The organism is Burkholderia sp. L-4 (assembly GCF_056856535.1).
In genome coordinates this window covers 1,251,593-1,273,943 of the sequence record NZ_JBXEOX010000002.1, presented here as the reverse complement: position 1 = coordinate 1,273,943, position 22,351 = coordinate 1,251,593, and the positions used below count along the sequence as shown (strand labels likewise).

Genomic DNA, 22,351 nt, shown 5'->3' with positions numbered 1-22,351 from the left:
ATTCCTCTCCTCACACCGTACCGAGCAGGCCCTGCGGCCGGAACCGGACGAGCAGCAGCAGCACGAGGCCGTAGATCAGCATCCGGTAGTCGGCCGCCCAGCGGAACAGCTCGGGCAGCCCGATCAGCGCGATCGCGCCCGCGATGCCGCCGAGCACGTTGCCGAGCCCGCCGAGGATCACCATCGTCAGCGCGAGGATCGACACCTGCGAATCGAAGGTCTGGTGATTGATGTAGCTGTACAGGTGCGCGGCAATGCCGCCGCTCACGCCGGCCGCGACGCCGCCGACCGCGAACGCGATCGCCTTGTAGCGGTTCGGCGCGATGCCGTGCGCGCGCGCGGCGACGTCGTCCTCGCGCACCGCGCGCAGCGTGCGGCCCAGATGCGAGCGCAGCAGCCGCACCTGCACGAGCGCGAACGCGACGAGCACCGCGAACGTGAACCAGTACGCGGCGCGCGCGGTGCCCGCCCACGGCAGCGGCGCGATGCCGGTGATGCCGAGCGGGCCGCGCGTCAGGCCGTCCCAGTTCAGGATCACGAGGCTCACCACTTCGCCGATGCCGAGCGTCGCGATCGACACGTAGTGCCCGCGCAGCCGGAATGCCGGATAGACGAGCAGCGTGCCGAGCACGGCCGTGATGACGCCCGCGCACGGAATCGTCACGGCCGGCGACCAGCCGAGATCCGACGACAACAACGCCGAAGCATACGCGCCGATCACGAGCAGCGCCGCGTGGCCGAGCGAGATCTGCCCGACCGTGCCCGCGACGAGCGTGAGGCTCAGCGCGAGCAATCCGTACAGCCATGCATTGGTCAACGTCTGCAGCACGTACGGCGACGCGCCGAGCCACGGCAGCACGGCCGCCAGCACGATCAGCGCGACGAGCACCGGGCGCGGCACGCGCACGGCCTTCGCGGCCGCGAGGAAGGTGCCCGTCATCGGCTCGGGCGGCAGCGCGCGGTTGGCGCTGAACAGGCCGTTCGGCCGCCACACGAGGAACACGATCAGCAGCCCGAACGCGAACAGGTCGCGATAGCTCGTGCCGAACAGCGCGACGCCGTAGCTTTCGACGAGACCGAGCAGCAGGCTGCCGGCGATCGCGCCCGGCACGTTGCCGAGCCCGCCGATCAGCAGCGCGACGACGCCCTTCAGCGTCGCCTGGAAGCCCATCGCCGGATCGATGCTGTTGTAGTACATGCCGACCAGGAGCCCGCTCACGCCGCCGAGCGCGCACGCGATCGCGAACACGGTCTGGTTCACGCGGTCGACGTCGACGCCCATCTGCAGCGCCGCGTCGCGATCCTGCGCGGTCGCGCGCACGGCCCAGCCGAGCCGCGTGAAACGCAGGAAGCCGTACAGCAGCGCGGCCGCCGCGATGCCGATACCCGCGATCAGCAGGTCGAGCGAGCCGAGCGTCGCGCCGGCGATCCGCACATGCCAGTCGGGCAGCGGCGTCGGCACCGCACGCGGATCCGCGCCGAACGCAAGCTGCGCGAGCTGGTCGAGGATGAAGCTGATGCCGATCGTCGCGAGCAGCGGCGCGATGCGCGCCGCGTGGCGCAGCGGCCGCAACCCGATCCGCTCGATCGCGATACCAAGCGCGCCGCAGCCGACGACGACCGCCGCCAGCGCGACCGGCAGCGGCAGGCCGAAGCGCGTCAGGCACAGCCAGCCGATGAACGCGCCGACCATGTAGACCGAGCCGTGCGCGAAGTTGATCAGGTGCGACACGCCGAAGATCAGCGCGAGCCCGACCGCGAGCAGCGCGTAGATGTTGCCGACGATGAGGCCGTTGAGCGTGTAGTCGAGCCAGGAAGCCATCACGATGCGTCCGTCACTTGCATGCGGTTAATGCGGAATCAGCGCGCGGCGAGCTGCGGTTTCGCGCCGTCCCACAGCGCCCACTGCCCCTGCTTCACGACCAGGTACACGGTGCGCGCGCCGGCCACGCGGCGCGTCTGCGGATCGAAGCGCACCTTGCCGAAGATCACGCTCGGCACGTCGCTGACCTTCGCGAAGCCGTCGTGCGCGGCCTGGCGCGTCGTGCCGTAGCGGCGCAGCACCTCAGCCGACAGGATCAACGCGTCGTAGGCACGCGCGACGAACGAATCGGGATCGGCGTGGAATTTGGCGCGATAGCGCTGTACGAACGCCTGCACCTCGGGGCGCGGCTCGGCCGGGAAGAAGTTCGATTCCGTATAGACGCCTTCGACGGCCGTGCCGCCCAGTTCGAGGAACTTCGGCGAATACACGGAGCCGACCGCCGCGATCGGCAGCGCGACGCCCGACGTGCGCGCTTGCCGCACGATCTGCGCGCCGTCCGCGTAGTAGGAAATCAGCACGATCGAATCGGGGTTCGACGCGCCGATCCGCACGAGCGTCGAGCGGAAGTCCTTTTCCGCCGGCTGGTAGCCTTCGGCCGCGACGACCTGCGCGCCGAGCCCGGCGACCGCCTTCGCGAAGATGTCCTTGCTGGTGCGGCCCCAGTCGGTGTTCAGGTACAGCACCGCGATCCGCTTGAAGCCGAGTTCCTTCACCGCATAACGCGCGAGCAGCGGCTGCTCCTCGGCCTGGCTCAGCGCGGTGCTCCACAGGTAGTCGCCGCCCTTCGTGAAATCCGGATGCGAGTTCGTGAAGCCGAACTGCACCAGTTGCCCGCGCTGATAGATCGGCGACGCGGCCATCGACGTCGCACTCGAGAAGTCGCCCAGCTCGATCGCGATGCGCGGATCGGCGACGAACTTCTGCGCGATCGCGACGGCCTGGCGCGGATCGCTGCGGCTGTCCTGGAAGTCGATCGCGAGCGGCCGGCCGTGAATGCCGCCGCTGCCGTTGATCTCGTCGAGCGCGAGATCGAAGCCGCGCTTCCACTGTTCGCCGTATTGCGCGTCCTGGCCCGTGAGCGGCCCGCTCACGCCGATCACTACCGGCTCGCCCGACACGCCGGCCGCGAGCGCACCGCCCGTCGACAAGCCCCATGCGGCAGCGAGCGCCGCCACCGTGCCCAGTACGCGCCGCCATGCGCCGCGTGCGTCGTTCCCCGAAACGTTCATGCGTCCCCCAGCTTCAGTCAGTCGAAAAGAGTGAGGGCATGTAACCATCCGGGTCGGGACGATCCAACGAAGTTTTGCGCATATCAATATCGCGCGCGGCGCGAAGCGGATCGCGCCCGCGAACGGTCGTCCGTTCGCCCCGCTTCGCACGATGCATCGGCACGCACCGCATCGCATTGATTCGATGGGCATTTTCTTCATGGCGACGATCGCAATCGAGGTGTTTGCGTGCGCGCCCCGCCGCCGACACGATCGCACGCTTCGCAGTTTTCGCGCTGTCGATAGCAAAAATCATTATATGAATCACGCATGCTCGCACTCCTACAATGCGCAAATCGCATCATCGGAACGCGTCATGGAGTTGCATCAACTCGAAGCCTTTTCCGCGGTCATGTCGGCCGGCAGCGTGACCGGCGCGGGCGAACTGCTCGGCCGCTCGCAGCCGGCCGTCACGCGGCAGATCCAGGAGCTCGAAGCCGATCTCGGCTACGCGCTGTTCGATCGGCACGGCCCGCGCGTCACGCCGACGCGGCGCGCCTTCCTGTTGTACGAGGAAGTCGAGCGCTCGCTGGTCGGCCTGCGCGCGATCGAGGCGCGTGCTCGCGCGCTCGGCGACGCAACGGCCGAACCGGTACGCATCGCGGCGACGCCGTCGCTCGCGGCCACGCTCGTGCCGGCCGCGCTGGCCGCGCTGCCCGACGACGTGCACGCGCCGCATTACCAGTTGCGCAGCGAATCGGCCGAGCATGTCGTGCACGAAGTGCTGGCCGGCACGGCCGACGTCGGCGTCGTCACGCTGCCGATGGCGCATGCCGGGCTCGACGTGCACTGGATCGCGCAGACGCCTTGCGTCGCCGTGCTGCCCGCCGGCGATCCGCTCGCGGCAAAGCCGCGCATCGCGCTGCGCGACCTCGCGCGCCGCCGCATCGTGACGGTCGCGAACCGGCACCGGCTGCGCCAGCGAATCGACGCGGCGTTCGCCGCCGCACGCGTCGACGCGCGTGTGTTCGTCGAAACCAATGCGTCGCTGAATGCGGTGATGGCCGCGCGCGCGGGCATCGGAATCGGCATCGTCGATCCGGCCACCGGTGTCGCGCTGCCGGTGGACGGCGTCGTCGCGCGTCCGCTCGACGTCGACATTCCGTTCGCCTTCGGCGTCGCGACGCCGGCCGGCAAGCCGCGCACGGCAGCCGTCGATGCACTGCTCGACGCGCTGCACCGCACGACGCGCACGCTGCTCGGCGACGTGATCTTTCACGACGCCACCGCGCATGACGCGCTGCTGCGCGGCGACCGGCTGCGCAGCGAGCGGGCATCGCGTGCGCCCCGCACCGCACGTCCGCGCCGCACGCGCCCGGAGGCCGCATGACGTCCCCGCTCGACGCCCTCGAGGCCCGGCTCGCGCAGGACCTGCGCTGGCTCGACCTGCCCGCGCCGTCGTGGGTGCCGCCACAAGAAGCCGACGGCGCGCGCGTGCTCGACGTCGCGATCGTCGGCGGCGGCATGGCGGGGCTCGCGGCATCCGCCGAACTGCGCCTGCTCGGCATCGACAACCAGCGCGTGATCGACCGCGCGCCGGCCGGCTACGAAGGGCCGTGGATCACGTTCGCGCGGATGGAGACGCTGCGCTCGCCGAAGCAGCTCGCGGGCCCCGCGCTCGGCCTGCCCGCGCTGACGTTCCGCGCCTGGTTCGAAGCGCAGCACGGCCGCGACGCATGGGACGCGCTCTACAAGATTCCGCGCACGCAATGGATGGACTACCTGCGCTGGTACCGGCGCGTGCTCGACCTGCAGGTGCGCAACGACACGACGCTCGTCGCACTGCGCCCGCGCGACGACGGGCTGCTCGCGCTCGACGTGCGCGGCAACGGCGAAGCGCGGACGCTGCTCGCACGGCACGTCGTGCTCGCCACCGGCCGTGACGGGCTCGGCGGTCCGTACGTGCCGCCGGTCGCGCAACGCGCACCGCGCTCGCGCTGGGCTCACTCGTCCGAACCGATCGACTTCGCCGCGCTCGCGGGCAAGCGTGTCGGCGTGGTCGGCGCGGGCGCGTCCGCGTTCGACAACGCGGGCACCGCGCTCGAAGCCGGCGCCGCACGCGTCGACCTGTTCTTCCGCCGCGCGGACATCCCGCGCATCAACAAGCTGACCGGCATCGGCAGCCCGGGGCTCGTGCACGGCTACGCCGATCTCGACGACGCGACGAAGTGGCGCTTCATGCACTACGCGCTGACGTCGCAGACGCCGCCGCCGCGCGACAGCGTGCTGCGCGTCTCGCGCCACGCACGCGCGCATTTCCATGCGGGCAGCCCGATCGAGACACTGGCCGACCGCCCGGACGGCCTCGACGTCACGACGCCGCGCGGGCGCTACCCGGTCGACTTCCTGATCTTCGCGACGGGCTTTCATTCGGACTGGACGACGCGCGACGAATTCGCGTCGTTCGGCGCGCACGTGCGCCGCTGGAAGGATCGTTATCGACCGGAACCGGATCTGTGGCTCGACGAGCTTGCCGAGTCGCCCGATCTCGGCCCCGCGTTCGCGTTTCAGGAGCGCGAGCGCGGGGCGTGCCCGGCCATCACGCGGATTCATTGCTTCAACCACGCGGCGAGCCTGAGCCACGGCAAGCTGTCCGGCGACATTCCGGCCATCAGCGCGGGCGCGAAGCGGCTGGCGCGCGGGATCGCGAGCCGGTTGTTCGACGCCGATCGCGACCGCCACTACGACGCGCTCGTCGCATACGCGAATGCCGAGCTGCTAGGCGACGAATGGCGCGACGCCGATGCATGACCGCGCGCGATCGATCACACCCACGAACAAGGGAAAACCGAAACGATGACTGATTCCATCACGCCGGCCGCCGTGCCGGATACGATCGACGCGGTGGCCGGCCTGCGCGACGGCGATGCCGTCGCCGCGCTGCGCCGCGCACGCGACAAGGTGCTGCTGCACACGCAGCGGAGCGAAGCCGCGCTGTTCGATCCCGCGCTGCCCGATCTCTCGCTGGTCGAGCGGCTGCATGCCGCACGGTATGTCGCGCGCCAGTCGAACGCACACGCGCTGGCCGACACCTATCGCGCCCGGCTGCTCGACGCAGGCGGCACGGCCGGCGACATCGAACACGCGGATGCCGACGCGTTCGACGCGCTGCCCCGACGCCTCGGCGCGATCCTCGCGCATGCGAAGCGCGTGACGCTCGCCCCCGTCGACGCACGCGCCGCCGATCTCGACGCGCTGAAGTCGGCTGGCCTCACGACACCCGCGATCGTCGCGCTGTCGCAACTTGTCGCGTTCGTCGCGTATCAGCTGCGCGTCGCCGTTGCCGCGCAGGCCATTCAGGCACGTACGACCAGGGAGGCGGCATGACGACGCCCCACGGCTTCACCTCCGACACGCTCGGCTGGCGCGCATGGCTCGACACGGTATCGCTCGATGCCGCAACGCCCGATCAGCTTGCGGTGCTCGAAGCGAGCCACCCGCAGGCGAAGACGTCCGACTATTACCTGCTGCTCGTGCATCTGCCCGAGATCCTGCGGCAACGCTCGGGCGTGTTCAACGCGATCATGTACGGCCCCGGCGGGCTGTCGCGCGCCGAGCGCGAGCTGGCCAGCACGGCCGTGTCGCGCGTGAACGGCTGCGTCTATTGCGCGTCGGTGCATGCGCAGCGCTTCGCGCAGCTCGCGAAACGCACCGATGCGATCGAGCAGGTCTTCGACGATCCGGCGACGGCCGGCACGACGGCGCGCGAACGCGCGATCATCCGCTATGCGATCGCGTTGACCGAACGGCCCGACGCGATCGACGAAAGCGCCGTCGCCGCGCTCGAAGCCGAAGGGCTGACGCATGAGGAAATTCTCGACCTGTCGCACGCCGTCGCGATCTTCGCGTGGGCGAACCGGTTGATGCTGACGCTGGGCGAGCCGGTGTTTCCGGAACCGGCGGCCGGCGCCTGACTGCATGGCAGGACCGTGACGCAGGCCCCGCCCGCGTCACGCCTTGTGCGTCGACAGCAGGATGCTCGTCTCGGTATTCGCGATCCCGTCGATCAGCCGGATCGCGCCGAGCACGCGATCGAAGTGCTCGAGCGAATCGGCATGCAGTTCGGCGACGAGATCCCAGCGCCCGTTCGTGCTGTGGATCGACGCGACGTTCGGATGCCCGCGCAGCACCTTCACCACCTCCGCGCCGCGGTTGCCCTGCACCGCGATCGACATCAGCGCGCGAATCCGGTGGCGCTCCGCCGCCGGCTTGAGCCGCACCGTATAGCCGACGATCACGCCGTTTTTCTCCAGCCGCGTCAGCCGGTTCTGCACGGTCGCGCGCGCGACGCGCAGCGCCCTCGCGAGCGCGACGACCGGCAGTCGCGCGTTGTCGCGCAGCAATGCGATGAGCTGCCGGTCGACGTCGTCGAGCGTGATCATGAACGGGGCTTCCTGTTGGGCATGGGAGACAGCCGCCAGCGTGCCGGGGGCGCGCATTTCGGCCCATGCGAACTGGACAAACTGCCGGAATTGGCTGGCAATTTGCCAAGTCTATCGAGAAATCTGCCACTTTTGCCGTCTTTTTGTTGGCGCGACTCGCGGAAATAATGACTCCATCGACCGGCGCGCCCCCGCCGCGCCGCCGCTTTTCAGGCAGCACGAGGCCCGCCGAAGCCGCGCCCGGTCGACCAGAACGCCAGGACACCCGTACCGGCACTGAATTTGGAGACAGACCGATGACCCGCTTCCTCGACGTTCCCGCCACTGCCCGCCTGATCGCCACGACCGGCGTGACGACGTTCCTGCGCGAACTCGTCGACACGCTGCGCGCCGACTACCTGCACTGGGCCGATTTCGACAAGTCGCCGCGTGTCGCCTGCCATTCGCGCGACGGCGTGATCGAGCTGATGCCCGTCGCGAACGCGTCGCTGTTCGCGTTCAAATACGTGAACGGCCACCCCGTCAACGCGGCGCGCGGCATGCACACCGTGATGGCGTTCGGCGCGCTCGCCGAAGTCGATACCGGTTACCCGCTGCTGCTGGCCGAACTCACGCTCACCACCGCGCTGCGCACGGCCGCCACGTCGGTGCTCGCCGCGCAAGTGCTCGCGCGGCCCGATGCGCGCACGATGGCGTTGATCGGCAACGGCGCGCAGAGCGAGTTCCAGGCAATCGCGTTCCACACGCTGCTCGGCATCGACGAGATCCGCGTGTTCGACGTCGATCCGCGCGCGACCGACAAGCTCGTGCGGAACCTCGCCGCGTATCCGGATCTGCGCGTCGTGCGCGCCGCGTCGACCGCCGACGCCGTGCGCGGCGCCGACATCGTGACGACCGTCACCGCCGACAAGGCGTATGCGACGATCGTCACGGCCGACATGATCGAGCCCGGCATGCACCTGAACGCCGTGGGCGGCGATTGCCCCGGCAAGACCGAACTCGACGCGGGCGTGCTGCACGCCGGCCGCGTATTCGTCGAGTTCGAGCCGCAGTCGCGCATCGAGGGCGAGATCCAGCAGATGCCGGCCGACTTCCCCGTCACCGAGCTGTGGCGCGTGCTGCAGCGCGAGACGACGGGGCGCGAACGCGCGGACGAAGTCACGGTGTTCGACTCGGTCGGCTTCGCGCTCGAGGATTATTCGGCGCTGCGCTACCTGTACGCGCTCGCGCGGCAGCACAACGCGGGCGTCGAGATCGCGCTGATTCCGCCGGCCGTCGACCCGAAGAACCTGTTCGCGCTGATCGACGATCCGGCCGCGATCGCGCAGGGTCACGCGGCGTTCGCGACCGAAGCCGTCGCCGCGTTCGCGCGCTGATTGTCGTTTGCGGGCGGCCCGTGCGCCGCCCGGTCTCCTGCCTTTCGCACCGTCCCCGCCCATGAATCTCGTATCGATCCAGGCGCCGGCCGCCGTCGTGATGATCCGGCCGCACCGTTTCCTGCCGAACCCGCAGACCGCGGCCGACAACGCGTTCCAGCGCACGGCCGGCACCGGCGCGCGCGACACGGCGTCGGTATCCGCCGCCGCGCGCGACGAAGTCACGGCCGCCGCGCAGGCGCTCGCCGATGCGGGCGTGCGCGTGCACGTGTTCGACGACCATGGCGAGCGCGGCACGCCCGACTCCGTATTCCCGAACAACTGGTTCTCGACGCATCCGGGCGGCCATGTCGCGCTGTATCCGATGTATAGCCCGAACCGCCGCCGCGAGCGGCGCGCGGACGTGATCGAGATGCTGAAGGCCGAGTATCGCGTGCAGGACGTGATCGACTACTCGGGCCTCGAATACGACGACGTGTTCCTCGAAGGCACCGGCGCGATGGTGCTCGACCACGTCGCGCGGATCGCCTACACCGCGCGCTCGCGCCGCGCCGATCCGGTCGCGCTCGAACGCTTCTGCACGCACTTCAATTTCGAGCCGATCTGCTTCGATACGGCCGACGCCGACGGGCGGCCGATCTATCACACGAACGTGATGATGAGCGTCGCGACCGAGTTCGCGATGGTCGGCCTCGACCTGATCGCCGACAGCCGGCGCCGCGGCGAAATCGCGCAGCGCCTGACCGAAACGGGGCGCGCGGTGATCGCGCTCGATCCGTCGCAGATCGCGAATTTCGCGGGCAATACGCTGGAGTTGTCAGGAAAGGCGGGACGCGTGCTCGCGCTGTCGCGGCGCGCGTTCGATTGCCTCACGCACGCGCAGCGCACGGTCATCGAACGCTCCGCGCGGCTGCTGCCGCTCGACGTGCCGACGATCGAACTGGCCGGCGGGTCGGTGCGCTGCATGCTCGCGGGGATTCATCTCGCGCGGCGGGCCGTTGCGCCGAACGCGATCGCGGTGGAGTCGGCCGCATCGTTGCGTGAAGCGATGGCGCAGGTCTGACCGCCGCACGATTCGTACAAACGAAAACGGCTGCCTATGCATCGGCAGCCGTTTTTTCAAGGTCGTCGAATCCGTGAGCATCGACGGCATGCTCAGGTATCCAGACGATACCGTCACCTCACCGCGCCGCTCACCCCGCCAGCAGCTTCAACCCGGCCGGCAGCGTCTCGCCGAACACCCGCACCGTGTCGGCTTCGTCGAACGCGATCGCTTCACGCACCATGTCGATCCAGGCCGCCGACGCGTTCGCGGCCGACAGGCGCTTGATGACGGCCTCGCGCGTCTCGTCCGGCAAATCGCGCGAACGATCGCCCGTCATCCGCGCAATCTGCGCCGCCGCGAACGCGGCCGGCTCGACCTGTTTCCAGTCGAGCGCGAACAGCGCATCGAGCCAGCCCGTGGCCACTTCCGCCGGCACGACACCGTGCGCGCTGCCATAGAACGGCCGACGCGCGCCGATACGCCCGAGCGCCCACGCGCATAACGCGCGCTCGGCCGGCTTCTGCAACTGCGCGATCAGGCGTTCGGCCAGCTCGACCTTGCGCTCGACGGGCAGCCGTTCGAGCGAGGCGGACAGTCGCGTCATGTCGGCCGGGCCGACCTTGGCCGGATCGAACGGCAGCTTGCGGCGCTTGTCGTCGGACGGTTCGAGGAACGCGATCGCGTCGCGCACCTGCGTCTGCGCATCGTCGTCGAGGCCGCCGGCCACGCGCCGCCACAGCGTCCACCACTCGGACCACACCTGAGCGTCGGTCACGTACTGAATCCCGTCGTCGAACAGCGGCCACAGCTGCTCGATGCGCCACGCATCGAGCGGATGCCCGAAGCCCGGGCGCAGGCAGTAACCGGCCAGGTTCAGCCACGCGCGCTCGTGATCGGCCGAGCGGCGGCGGCGGCGGGCGCGCGCGAGCAACGCGTCGAACAGCTCGCGCGCGAGCGCCACGTCCCACGCCTCGCGCGCGCCGAGCACCTGTTCGAGTTGTGCGCGCAACCGGCGCGTGTCCTTCGGCGCAACGCCGGCGGCCTTGCTGCCGAACGAGCGCTCGATCAGCTCGATCGCCTGGTCGGCACGCGGATGCCGCGCGGGCCCCGCATCGTCGCCATGCACCGGCGCATCGCCGCGCAGCTGGAATTCGAGCTTCCAGCGGCGTGTTGCGTCGTCGGTCGCGATGCAATGCATTTCGAGCGTGCCGACCTCGGTCAGCGACGCCGTGAGCTTCACCGGCGTTTCGCGGGCGTCGCTGCCCGCCTTCGCATCGACGACCGTCGCGATCGGCGGCAGCCGCACGAAATCGCCGCCGTCGAGATCGACGAGATCGCCGGGCCGGTATCGGGTTTCGGCCACCGTCGACACGAGGTGGAAACGCACCGGTTGCCCGAGCTGCAGCGCGAACGTGCGCTCGTCGAGCCGGATCTCGCGGCCCTCTTCCGTGCCGCGCGGCAGCAGGCAGACGCCGCGCGCGGCGGCATCGGCCGCGCCGTCGTCGAGCACGAGGAAATAGCTGCGCGCGGACCCGCCGCCGATGCGCGGCGCCTGTCCGGCGCGGGCGAGCCCGTACGCGACCGCGCCGCGGGCGACGGCCACGTCCGGATGCGCGTTGTGCAGCACGTCGAGCGGCGCGCCGCGCCACGCGCCGAGCGTCCGCGCGAGACGGTCGGCGAGTGCGCCCGCGCGGAACACGCCGCCGTTGAGCAGCAGCGTGTCGGGCAGCGGGCCTTCCGCATGACGCGTCAGGAACGCCGCGACGTGGCGCGTGACGGCCGCGTCGCTCGCATAGGGCAGGCCGAATTCGACGATCGCGGCGCGTGCCCGGCGCGGCAGCTCGCCCGCTTCGACCTGCGGAAAGAACCCGTCGACGACGATCCGTTCGACTTCGTCGCGCGTCAGCTCGGCCGAGCGCGCGCCGCCGACGAGCCGGCTGCCCGCGCCGAGCAGCGTGACGGTGACGGACGCCGGCGCGTCGTCGCCGAGCAGCCGCTCCTTCGCCGCGCGGCAGCGCTCGACGAGCTGCGACAGGCTCGCGGCCGACAGCCGCGTGCCGGGCTCGGTCAGCCGCGTCTCGACCAGGCGCGCGAGCGCGAGGTCCATGTTGTCGCCGCCGAGCATCAGGTGATTGCCGACGCCGACGCGCGTGAAGGCCGGCTCGCCGCCGCCGCCCGGCGCGACATCGACGAGCGTGAGATCGGTCGTGCCGCCGCCGACGTCGCAGATCAGCACGCGCCGCGCCGCGGCGAACGTATCGCGCAGCGTGTCGCGCTGGCCGTACAGCCAGTCGTAGAACGCGGCTTGCGGCTCTTCCAGCAGCCGCAGCGCGGGCAGCTTCGCGCGCCGCGCGGCCTCGACCGTCAATGCGCGCGCGCCGTCGTCGAACGACGCGGGCACCGTCAGGATCACGTCCTGCTTCGCGAGCGGCGCATCGGGAAAACGCGTGTCCCATGCGTCGCGCACGTGCGCGAGGTAGCTCGCGCTCGCGTCGACCGGCGACACCTTGTCGACGCCGTCGGCCGCGCCCCACGGCAGGATCGGCGCGAGCCGGTCGACCGCCGCATGCGACAGCCAGCTCTTCGCGCTCGACACGAGCCGGCCCGGCACCTGCGCGCCAAGCGTGCGCGCGTAGCGGCCGATCACGGCCGGCGGCGCACCGGCGGCGTTCGCTCGCGCATCGGCCGCCCACGGCAGCCGCAGCGCATCCGGCGGCAGCTCGCCCGCGGCCGGGTGATAGCGCACCGACGGCAACAGCGGCTGCGCGGCCACCGCGCCGGGGCCGACCAGTTGCTCGACGTCGAACACGCGGATCGCGTCGGAACCGGCCTCGACGTACGCGACGACCGTATTGCTCGTGCCGAGGTCGATGCCGACCGTATAACGCTTCATCGCGCTCAGGCGGCGCCGCGCACGTCGAACTCGACCTTCCAGCGCTCGTTCGTGCCGCTCGGGATCGCCTCGAGTTCGAGCGTGCCGGCCTCGGTCACGCGCGCGTGCAGCTTCACCGGCACGACTTCGCCGACCGTGCGGCCTTCGGCGGGCAGCGTCGCCTGGATTTCCTCCAGCTCCTGCAGCTCCTCCGGCGACCAGTAGTCGAGCAGCGTGCCGACCTGGTCCTGGCGGCGCACCGACGAACCGAAGAAACGGAACTGCACCGGTTCGCCGACGACGAGGCCGAACTCCTGCGGCGGCAGCGCCGCGTCCGAGCCCTCTTCCATCCCGAACGGCGCGACGCACAGCGCCTGTACCGGCGGTTCGAGCCCCGGCACGGCAGGCATCGCCGATTCGATCGCGACGTAGTACGCGCGCGCCGTACCGCCGCGAATGCGCACGCCGCGGCCGCGCTTCACGTAGCCGTAGTACGCCGCGCCGCGCGCGACCGCGAGATCGAGATCCGCGCCTTCGAGCAGGCGGGCGGGCGGCGCGCCTTCGGCCGCGAGCCAGCTGTTGAGCGTATCGAGCACGCGCTGCGTGAGCAGCGTCGACTTGAACACGCCGCCGTTGAACAGCACGGCGGTCGGATGCAGGAACGTCGCGCCTTGCGGCAGCGTGCGCTGCACGCCTTCGAGCGAATCGAGCGCCGCGACCTGGCGGCCGAGGAACGCCGCGAGATGACGCGTGATGCCCGCGTCCTGCGCATACGGCAGGCCAAGCTGCGTCAGGCCGACCCGCGCGCGGCTCACCGGGCGCGCGCTCGCATCGACCTGCGGGAAGAAACCGTCGAGGATCGTCTGCGTCAGTTCGGCGCGCGTGAGCTCGGTGCGGATCGAACCGCCGATCAGCTTCGAGCCGCGGCTCGGCACGACAAGCGGCACCGCGTCGGTCGTCGGGTCGGACAGCAGCGTTTCCTTCGCCGAACGGCACGCGTACGTCAGCGCCCGCAGTTGCCACGGATCGGCCTGCGTGCCCTGCTGCGCAAGCTTACGCGCGACCACGTGCGCGAGCGCGAGGTCCATGTTGTCGCCGCCGAGCAGGATGTGCTCGCCGACCGCCACGCGGTGCAGTTCGAGATTGCCGTCGCGCTCGACCACCGCGATCAGCGACAGGTCGGTCGTGCCGCCACCGACGTCGACGCACAGGATCAGGTCGCCGACCTGCACCTGCTTGCGCCAGCCGCCCTGGCTCTTCTGGATCCAGCTGTACAGCGCGGCCTGCGGCTCCTCGAGCAGCGTCATCCGCGAATAGCCGGCGGCACGGGCGGCCTCGGCCGTCAGTTCGCGCGCGGCCGGGTCGAACGACGCGGGAATCGTGACCGTCACGTCCTGGTCGGCGAACGGCGCGTCGGGATGCGCGTGGTCCCACGCCTCGCGCAGGTGCGTCAGGTAGCGGATCGAGCTTTCCAGCGGCGACACGCGCGCCACTTCCGGCGGCGCATCGCTCGGCAGGATCGCCGCGCGGCGGTCGACGCCCGGATGGCACAGCCAGCTCTTCGCGCTCGACACGAGGCGGATCGGCGTGCCGGCGCCGCGCGTGCGCGCCATCTCGCCGACCGCGAAGCCGCGCGAGGCCGTCCACGGCAGCGTCAGGTCGCCCTGCGTCAGCTCGCTTTCATGCGGCAGGTAGAGGAACGACGGCAGCAGGTCGCGCGATTCCAGCGCGCCGGGCGCGGTCAGCTGCGCGATCGGCAGCACCTGCTGCGTGATGTTTTCGCCGTCGCTGGCGCTGCTGTCGACATACGACAGCGCGCAGTGGGTCGTCCCGAGGTCGATACCGATCGAATAGCGCGGATCGCTCACAGTTCCACCTCCGCCGGTGCGACCACCGAGGCGTCGTGGCTGCCCGTCAGCTTCGGCAGGCGCACGTCGGCCACCCGCCAGCCGCGATGGCTGACGGTGCCCGTGAACGGCGCGGCGCCGACCACGTTGCCCGTCACGCGCACGGCCGTCGCGTCGAAGCCGGCCGGCAGCGTCACGCGGCTGCCTTCGGCTTCGTCGCGCACCGGCACGATCGTGAAGTGTTCGCGCAGCGCGGCGCGGCAGCCGTCGTGCACGAGGCGCGCGGCCGCGCCGATGTCGGCGTCCGCGTAGCCGGCGATGTCTTCCTCGACGAAGTCGATGAAGCGTGCATCGCGCTGCAGCAGGCCGAGCAGTTGCAGCGCGGCCTGCGGGCTCGCTTCGCGCAGCTCGGGCGCCGGCGCCTTCACGGGTGCGGGCGCAGGTGCAACGGGCGCGGCAGCCGGGGCCGGGGCGACCGGTGCCGGGGCGCCATCGCGCACGCGCAGCACGCCGGCGGCGAACTCGCGGTTGCCGAGCACGGAGAAGAACGTGCCGACGGCCAGCGACAGCCGGCCGAAGAAGGACAGGTTGGATTCGGGCATGGGGTCTGGACTCCTGTGGGCTCGCGCCATGGCGAGCGATCTTGCCTGGGCGCCCGGCGACGGCGTGCGGATGACGCACTGCCGCCGCCCGGCGCGTGATTGGGTCGCGCCCTCGCGGGTGCGGAAAACCCGTATTTTGCCCTGTGGCGGGCGAACCGGGCAGAAGTTGGGGGACAGAACATCGCGGCGCGGCGGTTTCGGCCGCGTGGAATCGCGCTCGATCGCCCGCCACGCGCGAGCGATTGCGATGCTGCGGCGCGTCAGCGCGGCTGGCGCAGCCGGGCCGCCTTCGCATCGAAATCGCGCGACAGCATGCCGAGCGTGACCTCGCCGAAGCGCGCCGGCAGCGATGCTTCGGTGTCCTTCAGCGCGGCCGCCAGACGCGCGTCGACGGCCTGCTCGACCCGGGCATTCGGGCGCGTCCTCGGGTACCCGGTCGGAAAACAGCGGCGGCAAGCCGGCCGCGCGACGGTCGTGCCCATCGATGCGCTGTTCGCCGGCGCGCGCACCGGGATGGCGAGCGACCTTGCGCAGCAGCTCGGCTGCGCGTTCGACGAAGGGCCGCGGGGCCACGCGATTCGCGTCGACGCGCGGAAGCGGACGAGCGTCGCCGGCGTGTATGCGGCCGGCGTGGGCGTACACCGGTCGCTGATCTTCGGGCTCGGCGCGTGACGGAGCCTCGCGCGGCAGGTCGCATCGCCGCCGATGGCTTCGTCGCACGATGTGCGGTTTAATGTCCGGCACTTACCGCATCGAGAGCCATGAAATAAATGCTCGACCTCGACGACCTGCGACTCGTCCGCGCGATCGGCGCGTCGCGTTCATTGGCCGCCGCCGCGCGCCTGCTCGATCTCACGCCGCCCGCCGTGACGATTCGCCTGCAGCGGATGGAAGCGCGCCTGAACGCGCGGCTCGCCGTGCGGCAGCCGAAAGGGATCGCGCTGACCGACGAAGGGCAGCGGCTGTATCAGGAAGCCGTCGGCATACTCGAACGCATGGAGGCGTTGCCGGCCAGCATCGCGGGCGATCACGGCGACGTGCAGGGCACGCTGCGCGTCGTCGCCCCGCTCGGCTTCGGGCGCAAGTACGTCGCGCGGATCGTGCGCGACGTGCAGCGTGCGCATCCGAAGCTCGAAATCTCGCTGCACCTGTCGGACAGCCCGTTGACCAGCGCATCCGGGGCGGACGTGGTCGTCCACGTCGGCAGCCTCAAGTCTTCTTCGTGGGTCGGTTATCCGCTCGCGCCCAACGAGCGCTTCCTGTGCGCGAGCCCGGGCTACGCACGCCGCATCAAGGACCTGAATCATCCGTCCGACCTCGCGCGCCACGACTGCCTGTGTCTGCGCGAGAACGACGAGGACATCCCGCGCTGGCGCTTCTCGCCCGGCGGCGACGTCAACGGCGAGTCGCGGCGGTCTGTCGTCATTCGCGTGACCGGCGCGCTGTCGTCGAACGACGGCACCGTCATCACCGAATGGGCATTGGCCGGGCTCGGCATCGTCGAACGCTCCGAGTGGGATGTCGCGCCGTTGCTGGCGAGCGGCAAGCTCGTTCGGTTGTTGCCGGACTGGCGCCTGCCGCCCGCGCCGGTAACGGCACTGCTGCCGTCCCGTACCGGCCGCTCCGCGCGACAACGGGTCTTTCTCGAAGCCGCGCGGCGGTTTCTCGATCCGCCGCCGTGGCGTGGCCAGGCCTGAGCGATTCGACAGATTAAATCGCGCTTAATGGCGGATTAGCGCGGCGTTAAACACGATGCGCGCCAACTGCCCTACTGTGTCCGCGTCGACAACTTCGCCATCGAACGCCTCGTGGACCTTCACACCCTCAACACCCCGGCCGCATTGATCGATGTCGGCCGCATGCATCGCAACATCGCGCGCATGCAGGCGCATCTGGACGCACTCGGCGTCACGTTCCGGCCGCACGTCAAGACCACCAAGTGCCGGCCCGTCGTCGACGCGCAGATCGCGGCCGGCGCGCAGGGCATCACGGTGTCGACGCTCAAGGAAGCCGAACAGTTCTTCGCGGGCGGCATCCGCGACATCGTCTACGCGGTCGGCATGGTGCCCGCCAAGCTCGGCCACGCGCTTGCGCTGCGCCGGCAAGGCTGCGACCTGAAGATCGTCGCCGACAGCCTGCCGGCGGCCCTCGCCATCGCCGAATTCGGGCGCGCACACGACGAGCGCTTCGAGGTATGGATCGAGGTCGACGTCGACGGCCACCGCTCGGGCATCCTGCCCGACGCCGACCTGCTGATCGACGTCGGCCGCGCGCTGGTCGACGGCGGCATGCTGCTCGGCGGCGTGCTGGCCCATGCGGGCTCCAGCTACGAATGCGACACGCACGACGCGCTGGTCGCGATCGCCGAACAGGAGCGCAGCCGCACCGTGCGGGCCGCGGAACGCCTGACAGCGGCCGGGCTGCCCTGCCCGGTCGTGAGCATCGGCTCGACGCCCACCGCGCTGTCCGCGCAACGCCTCGACGGCGTGACCGAGGTGCGCGCGGGCGTGTACGCGATGTTCGATCTCGTGATGCACAACATCGGCGTGTGCGACCTGTCGGACATCGCGCTGTCGGTGCTGACCACCGTGATCGGCCATCAGGAAGAGAAAGGCTGGGCGATCGTCGATGCGGGCTGGATGGCGATGAGCCGCGACCGCGGCACGCAGCGCCAGGCGCGCGACTTCGGCTACGGGCTGGTCTGCACCGAAGGCGGCGACGTGCTCGGCGACTACGTGATGAGCGCGGCCAACCAGGAGCACGGGATCGTGTCGTGCACGGGTGCGCCGGACACGGGCATCGCGCAGCGGTTTCCGATCGGCACGCGCCTGCGCATCCTGCCGAATCACGCGTGCGCCACCGGCGCGCAACACCCGGAATACCAGGCCGTCGACGCCGACGGCCTCGCGCAGACCTGGCCGCGCTTCTACGGGTGGTAGGCGAGCCCCGTCATCCGCGCCGCTTGGCACACGCATTGACTATTTATCCAAATCTGGACAAACTTTAAACCTTTCCGCCTCACGCTACGCCGCAAAGGCGTACCCGACATGCCGACAGACGCCCGACTCCTTCTTCTCGACCGCGACGCCGTCGAACCCGCCCTTCGGGCCGAACAGGTGATGGCGGCGGTCCGCGAAGCCTTCGTGCTGCACAGCCAGCGGGCCGGGCGCGTGTTTCCGGTGGTGCGCGAGAAGCTGCATACCGGCGGCGTGTTCGGTATCAAGTCGGGCGACGTCGCGGGCCAGGACCTGCTCGGTTTCAAGGCGGCCGGGTTCTGGCCCGGCAACCGGCGCGCCGGCGGCGAGCCGCATCAGGCCACCGTCGCGCTGTTCGATCCGGCCACGGGCCGCCCGCTGTGCATCCTGGACGGCAACGCGATCACCACCGCGCGAACCGGCGCCGCCGGCGGCCTCGGGCTGCAACAGCTGGCCCGCCGCGACAGCACGCGGATCTGCGTGTTCGGCACGGGCGTGCAGGCGCGCGTGCAGCTCGACTATGCACTCAGGCTGCTGCCGCAACGGTGCACGGTGCGGTACGTGAACGTCGGCGGCGAGCCGGACCCGGCGTTCGAATCGGCCTTCCTGACGCGCTGCACGATCGGCGTCGCGCGCGAGCGGAACGACGCGGTAGCCGACAGCGACGTGGTGATCACGGCCACGCCCGGCGGCGGCGCATTGTTCGACGCGGATGCGGTGCAACCGGGCACCCATCTGACCTGCGTGGGCACCGATACCGCGGGCAAGCGCGAACTCCCGGCCGGCGTGCTGGAACGCGCGCGCATTTTCGTCGACGATCACGACCAGGCGCGCGGCATCGGCGAGTGCCAGTGGGCGCCCGATTTGCCGCGCACCGAAATCGGTGACATCCTCGCCGGTGCGGCGTCGGTCGACCGTGCCGCGCACGACATCACCGTGTTCGACATGACGGGGCTCGCGCTTCAGGATCTGACCGTCGCGCGCTTCCTGTATCGGCACGCCATCGACAACGGCGCCGGAACCTCCGTTCCGTGGCCGTGGTAAGCCACCCTCATCGCTCGACCGCCATGCGTCTCGCCAAAGTGTCCGCCCTCTCGTTCGATCTCGACGACACCCTGTGGCCGTTCGGGCCGTCGGTCGTCCGAGCCGAGGCGATGCTGCGCGCGTGGCTGATCGAACACGCGCCCAATACGGCGAGCGTGCTGCCCACGCAACAGGCATTGAGCGAACTCCGTGAGGAATACGAACGGCTGCGCCCGGACCTCGCCGGCGACTTTCGCGCGATGCGAATCGGCTCGATCCGGCTGGCGCTGGCGCGCGCGAACGAAGACGTCGCGCTGACCGACGCCGCGTACGACGTGTTCTATGCCGCCCGGAACCGCGTCGAATTCTACGACGACGCGTGGCCCGCGCTGACGTGGCTGAGCGCGCGCTTTCCGTTGATTGCCGTGACCAACGGCAACGCGGATCTCCGGCTGACCGGCGGCGGCGAATTCTTCCGCACGACGCTCAGCGCGCGGGCATTCGGCTTCGCGAAGCCGGAACCCGAGATCTTCCACGCGGCGGCGGACGCACTCGACGTGCGTCCGGCCGAACTGCTGCATGTCGGCGACGATTTCCACCTCGACGTCGTCGGCGCACTGAACGCGGGGCTTCAGGCCGCCTGGGTCGTGCGCGATCCTCGTCCGGAAGAAGACCACACGCCGCGGCAGGCCGCGACGCCGCACCTCACGCTGCGCGACCTGTCGATGCTGTGCCGCGCGCTCGGCGGCCCCGACGACGGGTCGTGACCGCCACCGGGCGCGGCGCATGCCCGCCTCGCGGCGTCATGCGGCCTTGCGTGCGTCCGCGATCCGCTGCGGCGCCTTCGGCCGTGCGTACAGCCGGTCGAGATACGCGCGCAACTGCGGGAACGGTTCGATCAGTCGGCATTCGCTCGCCCAGTCGATCAGGTAGACCGTCACGCAATCGGCCACCGTCAGCGCATCGCCGACGATGAATTCGCGCCCCTCGAGATGCTTGTCGAGGAGCGCGGCCATCGTCGTGAAATCCTCGCGCGCCAGCGCGATATCGGCCGGCGAGCGCTTCTCCGGCGGATAGAGGAACGAATGCCGCGTGATCCGCCACAGCGGCTGCTCGAGCTCCGTCACCGCGAACATGACCCACCGGTAGGCCTCCGCGCGCAGCGCCGGATCCGCCGGCAGCAGCCCTTTTTCCGGATACTTGTCCGCGAGATACAGCACGATCGCGGCCGACTCGGGAATCACGAGGTCGCCGTCCACCAGCACGGGCACCTTGCCGGCCGGGTTGAGGCGCAGGAAGTCGGGCCGCTTGTGCTCGCCCTGGAGCAGGTTGACCGACACGAATTCGAAATCCGCATCGAGTTCCTTCAGCCCCCATAGCGCACGCTGCGAGCGCGTGCCGGCAAATCCGTAAAGCTTCATCGCCAGTCTCCATCCAGAATGTCGGGAATCAGTCCGCAGGGCGGCCAGCGCGCATCGACGCGACGCGCGGCACCCGGCAGGACGGGTCGCTCACGCACCGGGAATCGCCAGCACGGGCATCACGTCGACCGACACGCCCGGGAACAGCGTGAAATGCGGATGGCCCTCGAACATCGCGGCCGCCGCGTCGTGCGACGCCGCGCGCACGACGGTAAACCCGCTCAGCGCGTTGGCGGTGTCCTTGATGCCGTTCGCGTCGATGGTCTTGGTCTTGCCGAGCGGCCCGCCCATCTCGACGATCGCATCGCGATGCCGGTCGACCCACGCATGCCATGAGGCAATGCCGTCCCGCTCGCGCGTGCGCCGCTCCGCCTCCGACAGCGCCACCCACGCCTTCATGGCCGGGCTATCCTTCGTTCCGAGAAATACGGCGAGATACAACTGCTGTTGCGCACTCATGCCTGCTCCTCCGATGACGGACGCGGCGGGCTGCCGCCCCTTGACCTTGACACAATAGGTTGATATCAACATAATTGCAACATGGCACGAAAAGAAACCCTTCCGTTCGAAACGACGCTGATGGTGCGCGATTGCTGCCTGTGCCTGCACATGCAGCGCGCGGCGCGCAATCTCGCGCGCATCTTCGACGATGTGCTGCGCCCGCTCGATCTCACCAACGGCCAGTTTTCGCTGCTGATGTCGCTGAACCGGCCGCAACCGGCCCCGATGAAATCGGTCGCGTCGCTGCTCGCGATGGACCGCACCACGCTCACGGCCGCGCTCAAGCCGCTCGAGCGGCGCGGCCTCGTCACGATCGCGCAGGATCCGGACGACCGCCGCAGCCGCCTGCTCGAACTGACGCCGGCCGGCCGCGACCTGCTGGCCGAAGCGTTCCCGTTGTGGCAGCAAACGCATGCCGAGATCGAGCAGCCTTTCGCGCCGGGCGACGTCGATCGGTTGCGCGGCCAGTTGCGCATGCTGTCGGTCGATCCGTCGACACCCGGCTGAACCGGCGCGCGAACCCGGTGGCGGGCGCGCTTACTTCCTGCCCTTCTTCGGCAACAGCAGTTGCGCGAATTCCTGCAGGAACCGCGCGGCCCCGTACGCGTGCAGCGCCCGACCGCTGCTCAGCGCGCCGTCGATGACCGTCGCGAGCCGCAGCGCGAAGGTTGCCGGGTCGTCGACCCGCAGCGCGCCCGCCAGCTCCGTCAACCGGCGCCGCAGTTCCTGCTTGTGCGCGACCGCGACCTTGCGGGCCGGATGACTGTCGTCCGCGTATTCCGCGGCGATGTTGATCTGCGGACAGCCGCGATAGCCGGGCCGCTCGATGCGCTCGCCCAGCCATTGAAGCTGCGCGTCCAGCTCTTCGCGCGGCGTGCGCTTGTAGCGCTGCGCCACCGCATCCCAATGCGCCCAGAAATCGGCGTCCTCGCGCAACAGGAACGCCTCGATCAGGTCGTCCTTCGTCGCGAAATGACGATACAGGCTCGTCTTCGCGACGCCCGCCTGCGCGACGATCAGGTCCACGCCGACCGCGCGCGTGCCTTCCCGGTAGAACAGCGCGCTGGCCGTCTGCAGAATGCGTTCGCGCGTATCGGGCACGCTCCCGTGTGCATCCATGTCCTTTTTCATCGAAGCCCGGCCGTCCTGGCCGCCGTTACCGCAACAGGGGCTCCGATCATAGCACCGTGATCTTGACGACGCTACAGGTCTGT

Annotated in this window: 21 protein-coding genes and 2 pseudogenes; 12 read left to right on the top strand and 11 right to left on the bottom strand. The window is 70.1% G+C overall.

Features of this window, described 5'->3' with window-relative positions:
• Positions 1 to 10 precede the first annotated feature (10 nt).
• Genes AC1VVG_RS22600 through AC1VVG_RS22590 form a run of 3 tightly spaced genes read right to left on the bottom strand, consistent with a single transcriptional unit; the run spans position 11 to position 3,349 of the window.
• Positions 11 to 1,822 carry an ABC transporter permease gene (locus AC1VVG_RS22600; RefSeq protein WP_049034267.1) on the bottom strand — a complete coding sequence of 604 codons (1,812 nt, stop codon included), beginning with the start codon at positions 1,820 to 1,822 and terminating at the stop codon, positions 11 to 13.
• Between the two features lie 38 nt (positions 1,823 to 1,860).
• The gene (locus tag AC1VVG_RS22595; protein ID WP_226226934.1) at positions 1,861 to 3,054 is read right to left on the bottom strand and encodes an ABC transporter substrate-binding protein; all 1,194 of its coding nucleotides are present in this window, start codon (positions 3,052 to 3,054) and stop codon (positions 1,861 to 1,863) included.
• Between the two features lie 13 nt (positions 3,055 to 3,067).
• On the bottom strand, positions 3,068 to 3,349 hold the full coding sequence (locus AC1VVG_RS22590) for a hypothetical protein (RefSeq protein ID WP_226226935.1): 282 nt from the start codon (positions 3,347 to 3,349) through the stop codon (positions 3,068 to 3,070).
• Between the two features lie 60 nt (positions 3,350 to 3,409).
• Between AC1VVG_RS22590 and AC1VVG_RS22585 the strand changes: the two genes are divergently transcribed.
• The 4 genes from AC1VVG_RS22585 to AC1VVG_RS22570 are packed head-to-tail and all read left to right on the top strand — an operon-like array spanning position 3,410 to position 7,007.
• Complete coding sequence (locus tag AC1VVG_RS22585) at positions 3,410 to 4,423, top strand: LysR family transcriptional regulator (protein ID WP_049034269.1); 1,014 nt, start codon at positions 3,410 to 3,412, stop codon at positions 4,421 to 4,423.
• Positions 4,420 to 5,844, top strand: a complete 1,425-nt coding sequence (locus AC1VVG_RS22580) for an NAD(P)-binding domain-containing protein (protein ID WP_473375359.1) — start codon at positions 4,420 to 4,422, stop codon at positions 5,842 to 5,844. Before AC1VVG_RS22585 ends, AC1VVG_RS22580 begins: the two co-directional genes overlap by 4 nt.
• 45 nt (positions 5,845 to 5,889) lie before the next feature.
• Positions 5,890 to 6,420 carry a CMD domain-containing protein gene (locus tag AC1VVG_RS22575; protein WP_069704496.1) on the top strand — a complete coding sequence of 177 codons (531 nt, stop codon included), beginning with the start codon at positions 5,890 to 5,892 and terminating at the stop codon, positions 6,418 to 6,420.
• Complete coding sequence (locus tag AC1VVG_RS22570; RefSeq protein WP_034188343.1) at positions 6,417 to 7,007, top strand: peroxidase-related enzyme; 591 nt, start codon at positions 6,417 to 6,419, stop codon at positions 7,005 to 7,007. The genes AC1VVG_RS22575 and AC1VVG_RS22570 overlap by 4 nt, the downstream gene beginning before the upstream one ends.
• 36 nt (positions 7,008 to 7,043) lie before the next feature.
• Here the strand turns inward: AC1VVG_RS22570 and AC1VVG_RS22565 are convergent, their stop codons facing one another.
• Complete coding sequence (locus AC1VVG_RS22565) at positions 7,044 to 7,475, bottom strand: Lrp/AsnC family transcriptional regulator (protein ID WP_049034261.1); 432 nt, start codon at positions 7,473 to 7,475, stop codon at positions 7,044 to 7,046.
• A gap of 296 nt (positions 7,476 to 7,771) precedes the next feature.
• Here AC1VVG_RS22565 and AC1VVG_RS22560 point away from each other — a divergent pair, with 296 nt between their 5' ends.
• Both AC1VVG_RS22560 and ctlX read left to right on the top strand, forming a co-directional pair.
• Positions 7,772 to 8,851 carry an ornithine cyclodeaminase gene (locus tag AC1VVG_RS22560; protein WP_059559672.1) on the top strand — a complete coding sequence of 360 codons (1,080 nt, stop codon included), beginning with the start codon at positions 7,772 to 7,774 and terminating at the stop codon, positions 8,849 to 8,851.
• Between the two features lie 61 nt (positions 8,852 to 8,912).
• Positions 8,913 to 9,914, top strand: a complete 1,002-nt coding sequence (ctlX, locus tag AC1VVG_RS22555; RefSeq protein ID WP_034188346.1) for a citrulline utilization hydrolase CtlX — start codon at positions 8,913 to 8,915, stop codon at positions 9,912 to 9,914.
• Between the two features lie 130 nt (positions 9,915 to 10,044).
• Here ctlX and AC1VVG_RS22550 read toward each other — a convergent pair whose 3' ends face one another.
• The 4 genes and pseudogenes from AC1VVG_RS22550 to AC1VVG_RS22535 form a co-directional block, all read right to left on the bottom strand.
• Positions 10,045 to 12,789, bottom strand: a complete 2,745-nt coding sequence (locus AC1VVG_RS22550; protein WP_482836326.1) for an Hsp70 family protein — start codon at positions 12,787 to 12,789, stop codon at positions 10,045 to 10,047.
• Positions 12,790 to 12,794: 5 nt separating this feature from the next.
• Positions 12,795 to 14,636 carry an Hsp70 family protein gene (locus AC1VVG_RS22545; RefSeq protein ID WP_124670835.1) on the bottom strand — a complete coding sequence of 614 codons (1,842 nt, stop codon included), beginning with the start codon at positions 14,634 to 14,636 and terminating at the stop codon, positions 12,795 to 12,797.
• On the bottom strand, positions 14,633 to 15,217 hold the full coding sequence (locus AC1VVG_RS22540; protein WP_034188349.1) for a DUF2760 domain-containing protein: 585 nt from the start codon (positions 15,215 to 15,217) through the stop codon (positions 14,633 to 14,635). Before AC1VVG_RS22540 ends, AC1VVG_RS22545 begins: the two co-directional genes overlap by 4 nt.
• 260 nt (positions 15,218 to 15,477) lie before the next feature.
• Positions 15,478 to 15,685: pseudogene (locus tag AC1VVG_RS22535) on the bottom strand (transcriptional regulator); the annotation flags it as partial.
• Positions 15,686 to 15,688: 3 nt separating this feature from the next.
• Here AC1VVG_RS22535 and AC1VVG_RS22530 point away from each other — a divergent pair.
• From AC1VVG_RS22530 to AC1VVG_RS22510, 5 genes and pseudogenes are all read left to right on the top strand, one after another.
• Positions 15,689 to 15,889: pseudogene (locus AC1VVG_RS22530) on the top strand (NAD(P)/FAD-dependent oxidoreductase); the annotation flags it as partial.
• A 98-nt stretch (positions 15,890 to 15,987) separates the two neighbouring features.
• The gene (locus AC1VVG_RS22525; RefSeq protein WP_482836325.1) at positions 15,988 to 16,914 is read left to right on the top strand and encodes a LysR substrate-binding domain-containing protein; all 927 of its coding nucleotides are present in this window, start codon (positions 15,988 to 15,990) and stop codon (positions 16,912 to 16,914) included.
• A gap of 111 nt (positions 16,915 to 17,025) precedes the next feature.
• Positions 17,026 to 18,156 carry a DSD1 family PLP-dependent enzyme gene (locus AC1VVG_RS22520; protein WP_034188351.1) on the top strand — a complete coding sequence of 377 codons (1,131 nt, stop codon included), beginning with the start codon at positions 17,026 to 17,028 and terminating at the stop codon, positions 18,154 to 18,156.
• 108 nt (positions 18,157 to 18,264) lie between these two features.
• Positions 18,265 to 19,236 carry an ornithine cyclodeaminase family protein gene (locus AC1VVG_RS22515; protein ID WP_034188352.1) on the top strand — a complete coding sequence of 324 codons (972 nt, stop codon included), beginning with the start codon at positions 18,265 to 18,267 and terminating at the stop codon, positions 19,234 to 19,236.
• A 23-nt stretch (positions 19,237 to 19,259) separates the two neighbouring features.
• A complete protein-coding gene (locus AC1VVG_RS22510) occupies positions 19,260 to 19,982 on the top strand; it encodes an HAD family hydrolase (protein ID WP_034188353.1) in 723 nt (240 codons plus the stop codon).
• A 36-nt stretch (positions 19,983 to 20,018) separates the two neighbouring features.
• Here AC1VVG_RS22510 and AC1VVG_RS22505 read toward each other — a convergent pair whose 3' ends face one another.
• Both AC1VVG_RS22505 and AC1VVG_RS22500 read right to left on the bottom strand, forming a co-directional pair.
• Complete coding sequence (locus AC1VVG_RS22505) at positions 20,019 to 20,636, bottom strand: glutathione S-transferase family protein (protein ID WP_034188354.1); 618 nt, start codon at positions 20,634 to 20,636, stop codon at positions 20,019 to 20,021.
• 90 nt (positions 20,637 to 20,726) lie between these two features.
• The gene (locus tag AC1VVG_RS22500; RefSeq protein WP_482836324.1) at positions 20,727 to 21,095 is read right to left on the bottom strand and encodes a hypothetical protein; all 369 of its coding nucleotides are present in this window, start codon (positions 21,093 to 21,095) and stop codon (positions 20,727 to 20,729) included.
• Between the two features lie 81 nt (positions 21,096 to 21,176).
• Between AC1VVG_RS22500 and AC1VVG_RS22495 the strand changes: the two genes are divergently transcribed.
• The gene (locus AC1VVG_RS22495) at positions 21,177 to 21,644 is read left to right on the top strand and encodes a MarR family winged helix-turn-helix transcriptional regulator (protein ID WP_034188356.1); all 468 of its coding nucleotides are present in this window, start codon (positions 21,177 to 21,179) and stop codon (positions 21,642 to 21,644) included.
• A 30-nt stretch (positions 21,645 to 21,674) separates the two neighbouring features.
• On the opposite strand, the gene AC1VVG_RS22490 is transcribed toward AC1VVG_RS22495, so the two are convergent.
• Positions 21,675 to 22,256 (bottom strand): TetR/AcrR family transcriptional regulator, encoded by a 582-nt coding sequence (locus AC1VVG_RS22490; protein ID WP_482836322.1) that lies wholly within the window; start codon positions 22,254 to 22,256, stop codon positions 21,675 to 21,677.
• Positions 22,257 to 22,351: the final 95 nt, after the last annotated feature.

Bases quoted from the DNA above. Each gene is read 5' to 3' on its own strand.
- AC1VVG_RS22525 (WP_482836325.1), top strand. From the start codon at position 15,988: ATGCTCGACCTCGACGACCTGCGACTCGTCCGCGCGATCGGCGCGTCG.
- AC1VVG_RS22585 (WP_049034269.1), top strand. From the start codon at position 3,410: ATGGAGTTGCATCAACTCGAAGCCTTTTCCGCGGTCATGTCGGCCGGC.
- AC1VVG_RS22495 (WP_034188356.1), top strand. From the start codon at position 21,177: ATGGCACGAAAAGAAACCCTTCCGTTCGAAACGACGCTGATGGTGCGC.
- AC1VVG_RS22505 (WP_034188354.1), bottom strand. From the start codon at position 20,636: ATGAAGCTTTACGGATTTGCCGGCACGCGCTCGCAGCGTGCGCTATGG.
- AC1VVG_RS22510 (WP_034188353.1), top strand. From the start codon at position 19,260: ATGCGTCTCGCCAAAGTGTCCGCCCTCTCGTTCGATCTCGACGACACC.
- AC1VVG_RS22580 (WP_473375359.1), top strand. From the start codon at position 4,420: ATGACGTCCCCGCTCGACGCCCTCGAGGCCCGGCTCGCGCAGGACCTG.
- AC1VVG_RS22500 (WP_482836324.1), bottom strand. From the start codon at position 21,095: ATGAGTGCGCAACAGCAGTTGTATCTCGCCGTATTTCTCGGAACGAAG.
- AC1VVG_RS22490 (WP_482836322.1), bottom strand. From the start codon at position 22,256: ATGGATGCACACGGGAGCGTGCCCGATACGCGCGAACGCATTCTGCAG.
- ctlX (WP_034188346.1), top strand. From the start codon at position 8,913: ATGAATCTCGTATCGATCCAGGCGCCGGCCGCCGTCGTGATGATCCGG.
- AC1VVG_RS22600 (WP_049034267.1), bottom strand. From the start codon at position 1,822: ATGGCTTCCTGGCTCGACTACACGCTCAACGGCCTCATCGTCGGCAAC.
- AC1VVG_RS22565 (WP_049034261.1), bottom strand. From the start codon at position 7,475: ATGATCACGCTCGACGACGTCGACCGGCAGCTCATCGCATTGCTGCGC.
- AC1VVG_RS22550 (WP_482836326.1), bottom strand. From the start codon at position 12,789: ATGAAGCGTTATACGGTCGGCATCGACCTCGGCACGAGCAATACGGTC.
- AC1VVG_RS22575 (WP_069704496.1), top strand. From the start codon at position 5,890: ATGACTGATTCCATCACGCCGGCCGCCGTGCCGGATACGATCGACGCG.
- AC1VVG_RS22515 (WP_034188352.1), top strand. From the start codon at position 18,265: ATGCCGACAGACGCCCGACTCCTTCTTCTCGACCGCGACGCCGTCGAA.
- AC1VVG_RS22595 (WP_226226934.1), bottom strand. From the start codon at position 3,054: ATGAACGTTTCGGGGAACGACGCACGCGGCGCATGGCGGCGCGTACTG.
- AC1VVG_RS22540 (WP_034188349.1), bottom strand. From the start codon at position 15,217: ATGCCCGAATCCAACCTGTCCTTCTTCGGCCGGCTGTCGCTGGCCGTC.
- AC1VVG_RS22570 (WP_034188343.1), top strand. From the start codon at position 6,417: ATGACGACGCCCCACGGCTTCACCTCCGACACGCTCGGCTGGCGCGCA.
- AC1VVG_RS22590 (WP_226226935.1), bottom strand. From the start codon at position 3,349: ATGATTTTTGCTATCGACAGCGCGAAAACTGCGAAGCGTGCGATCGTG.
- AC1VVG_RS22560 (WP_059559672.1), top strand. From the start codon at position 7,772: ATGACCCGCTTCCTCGACGTTCCCGCCACTGCCCGCCTGATCGCCACG.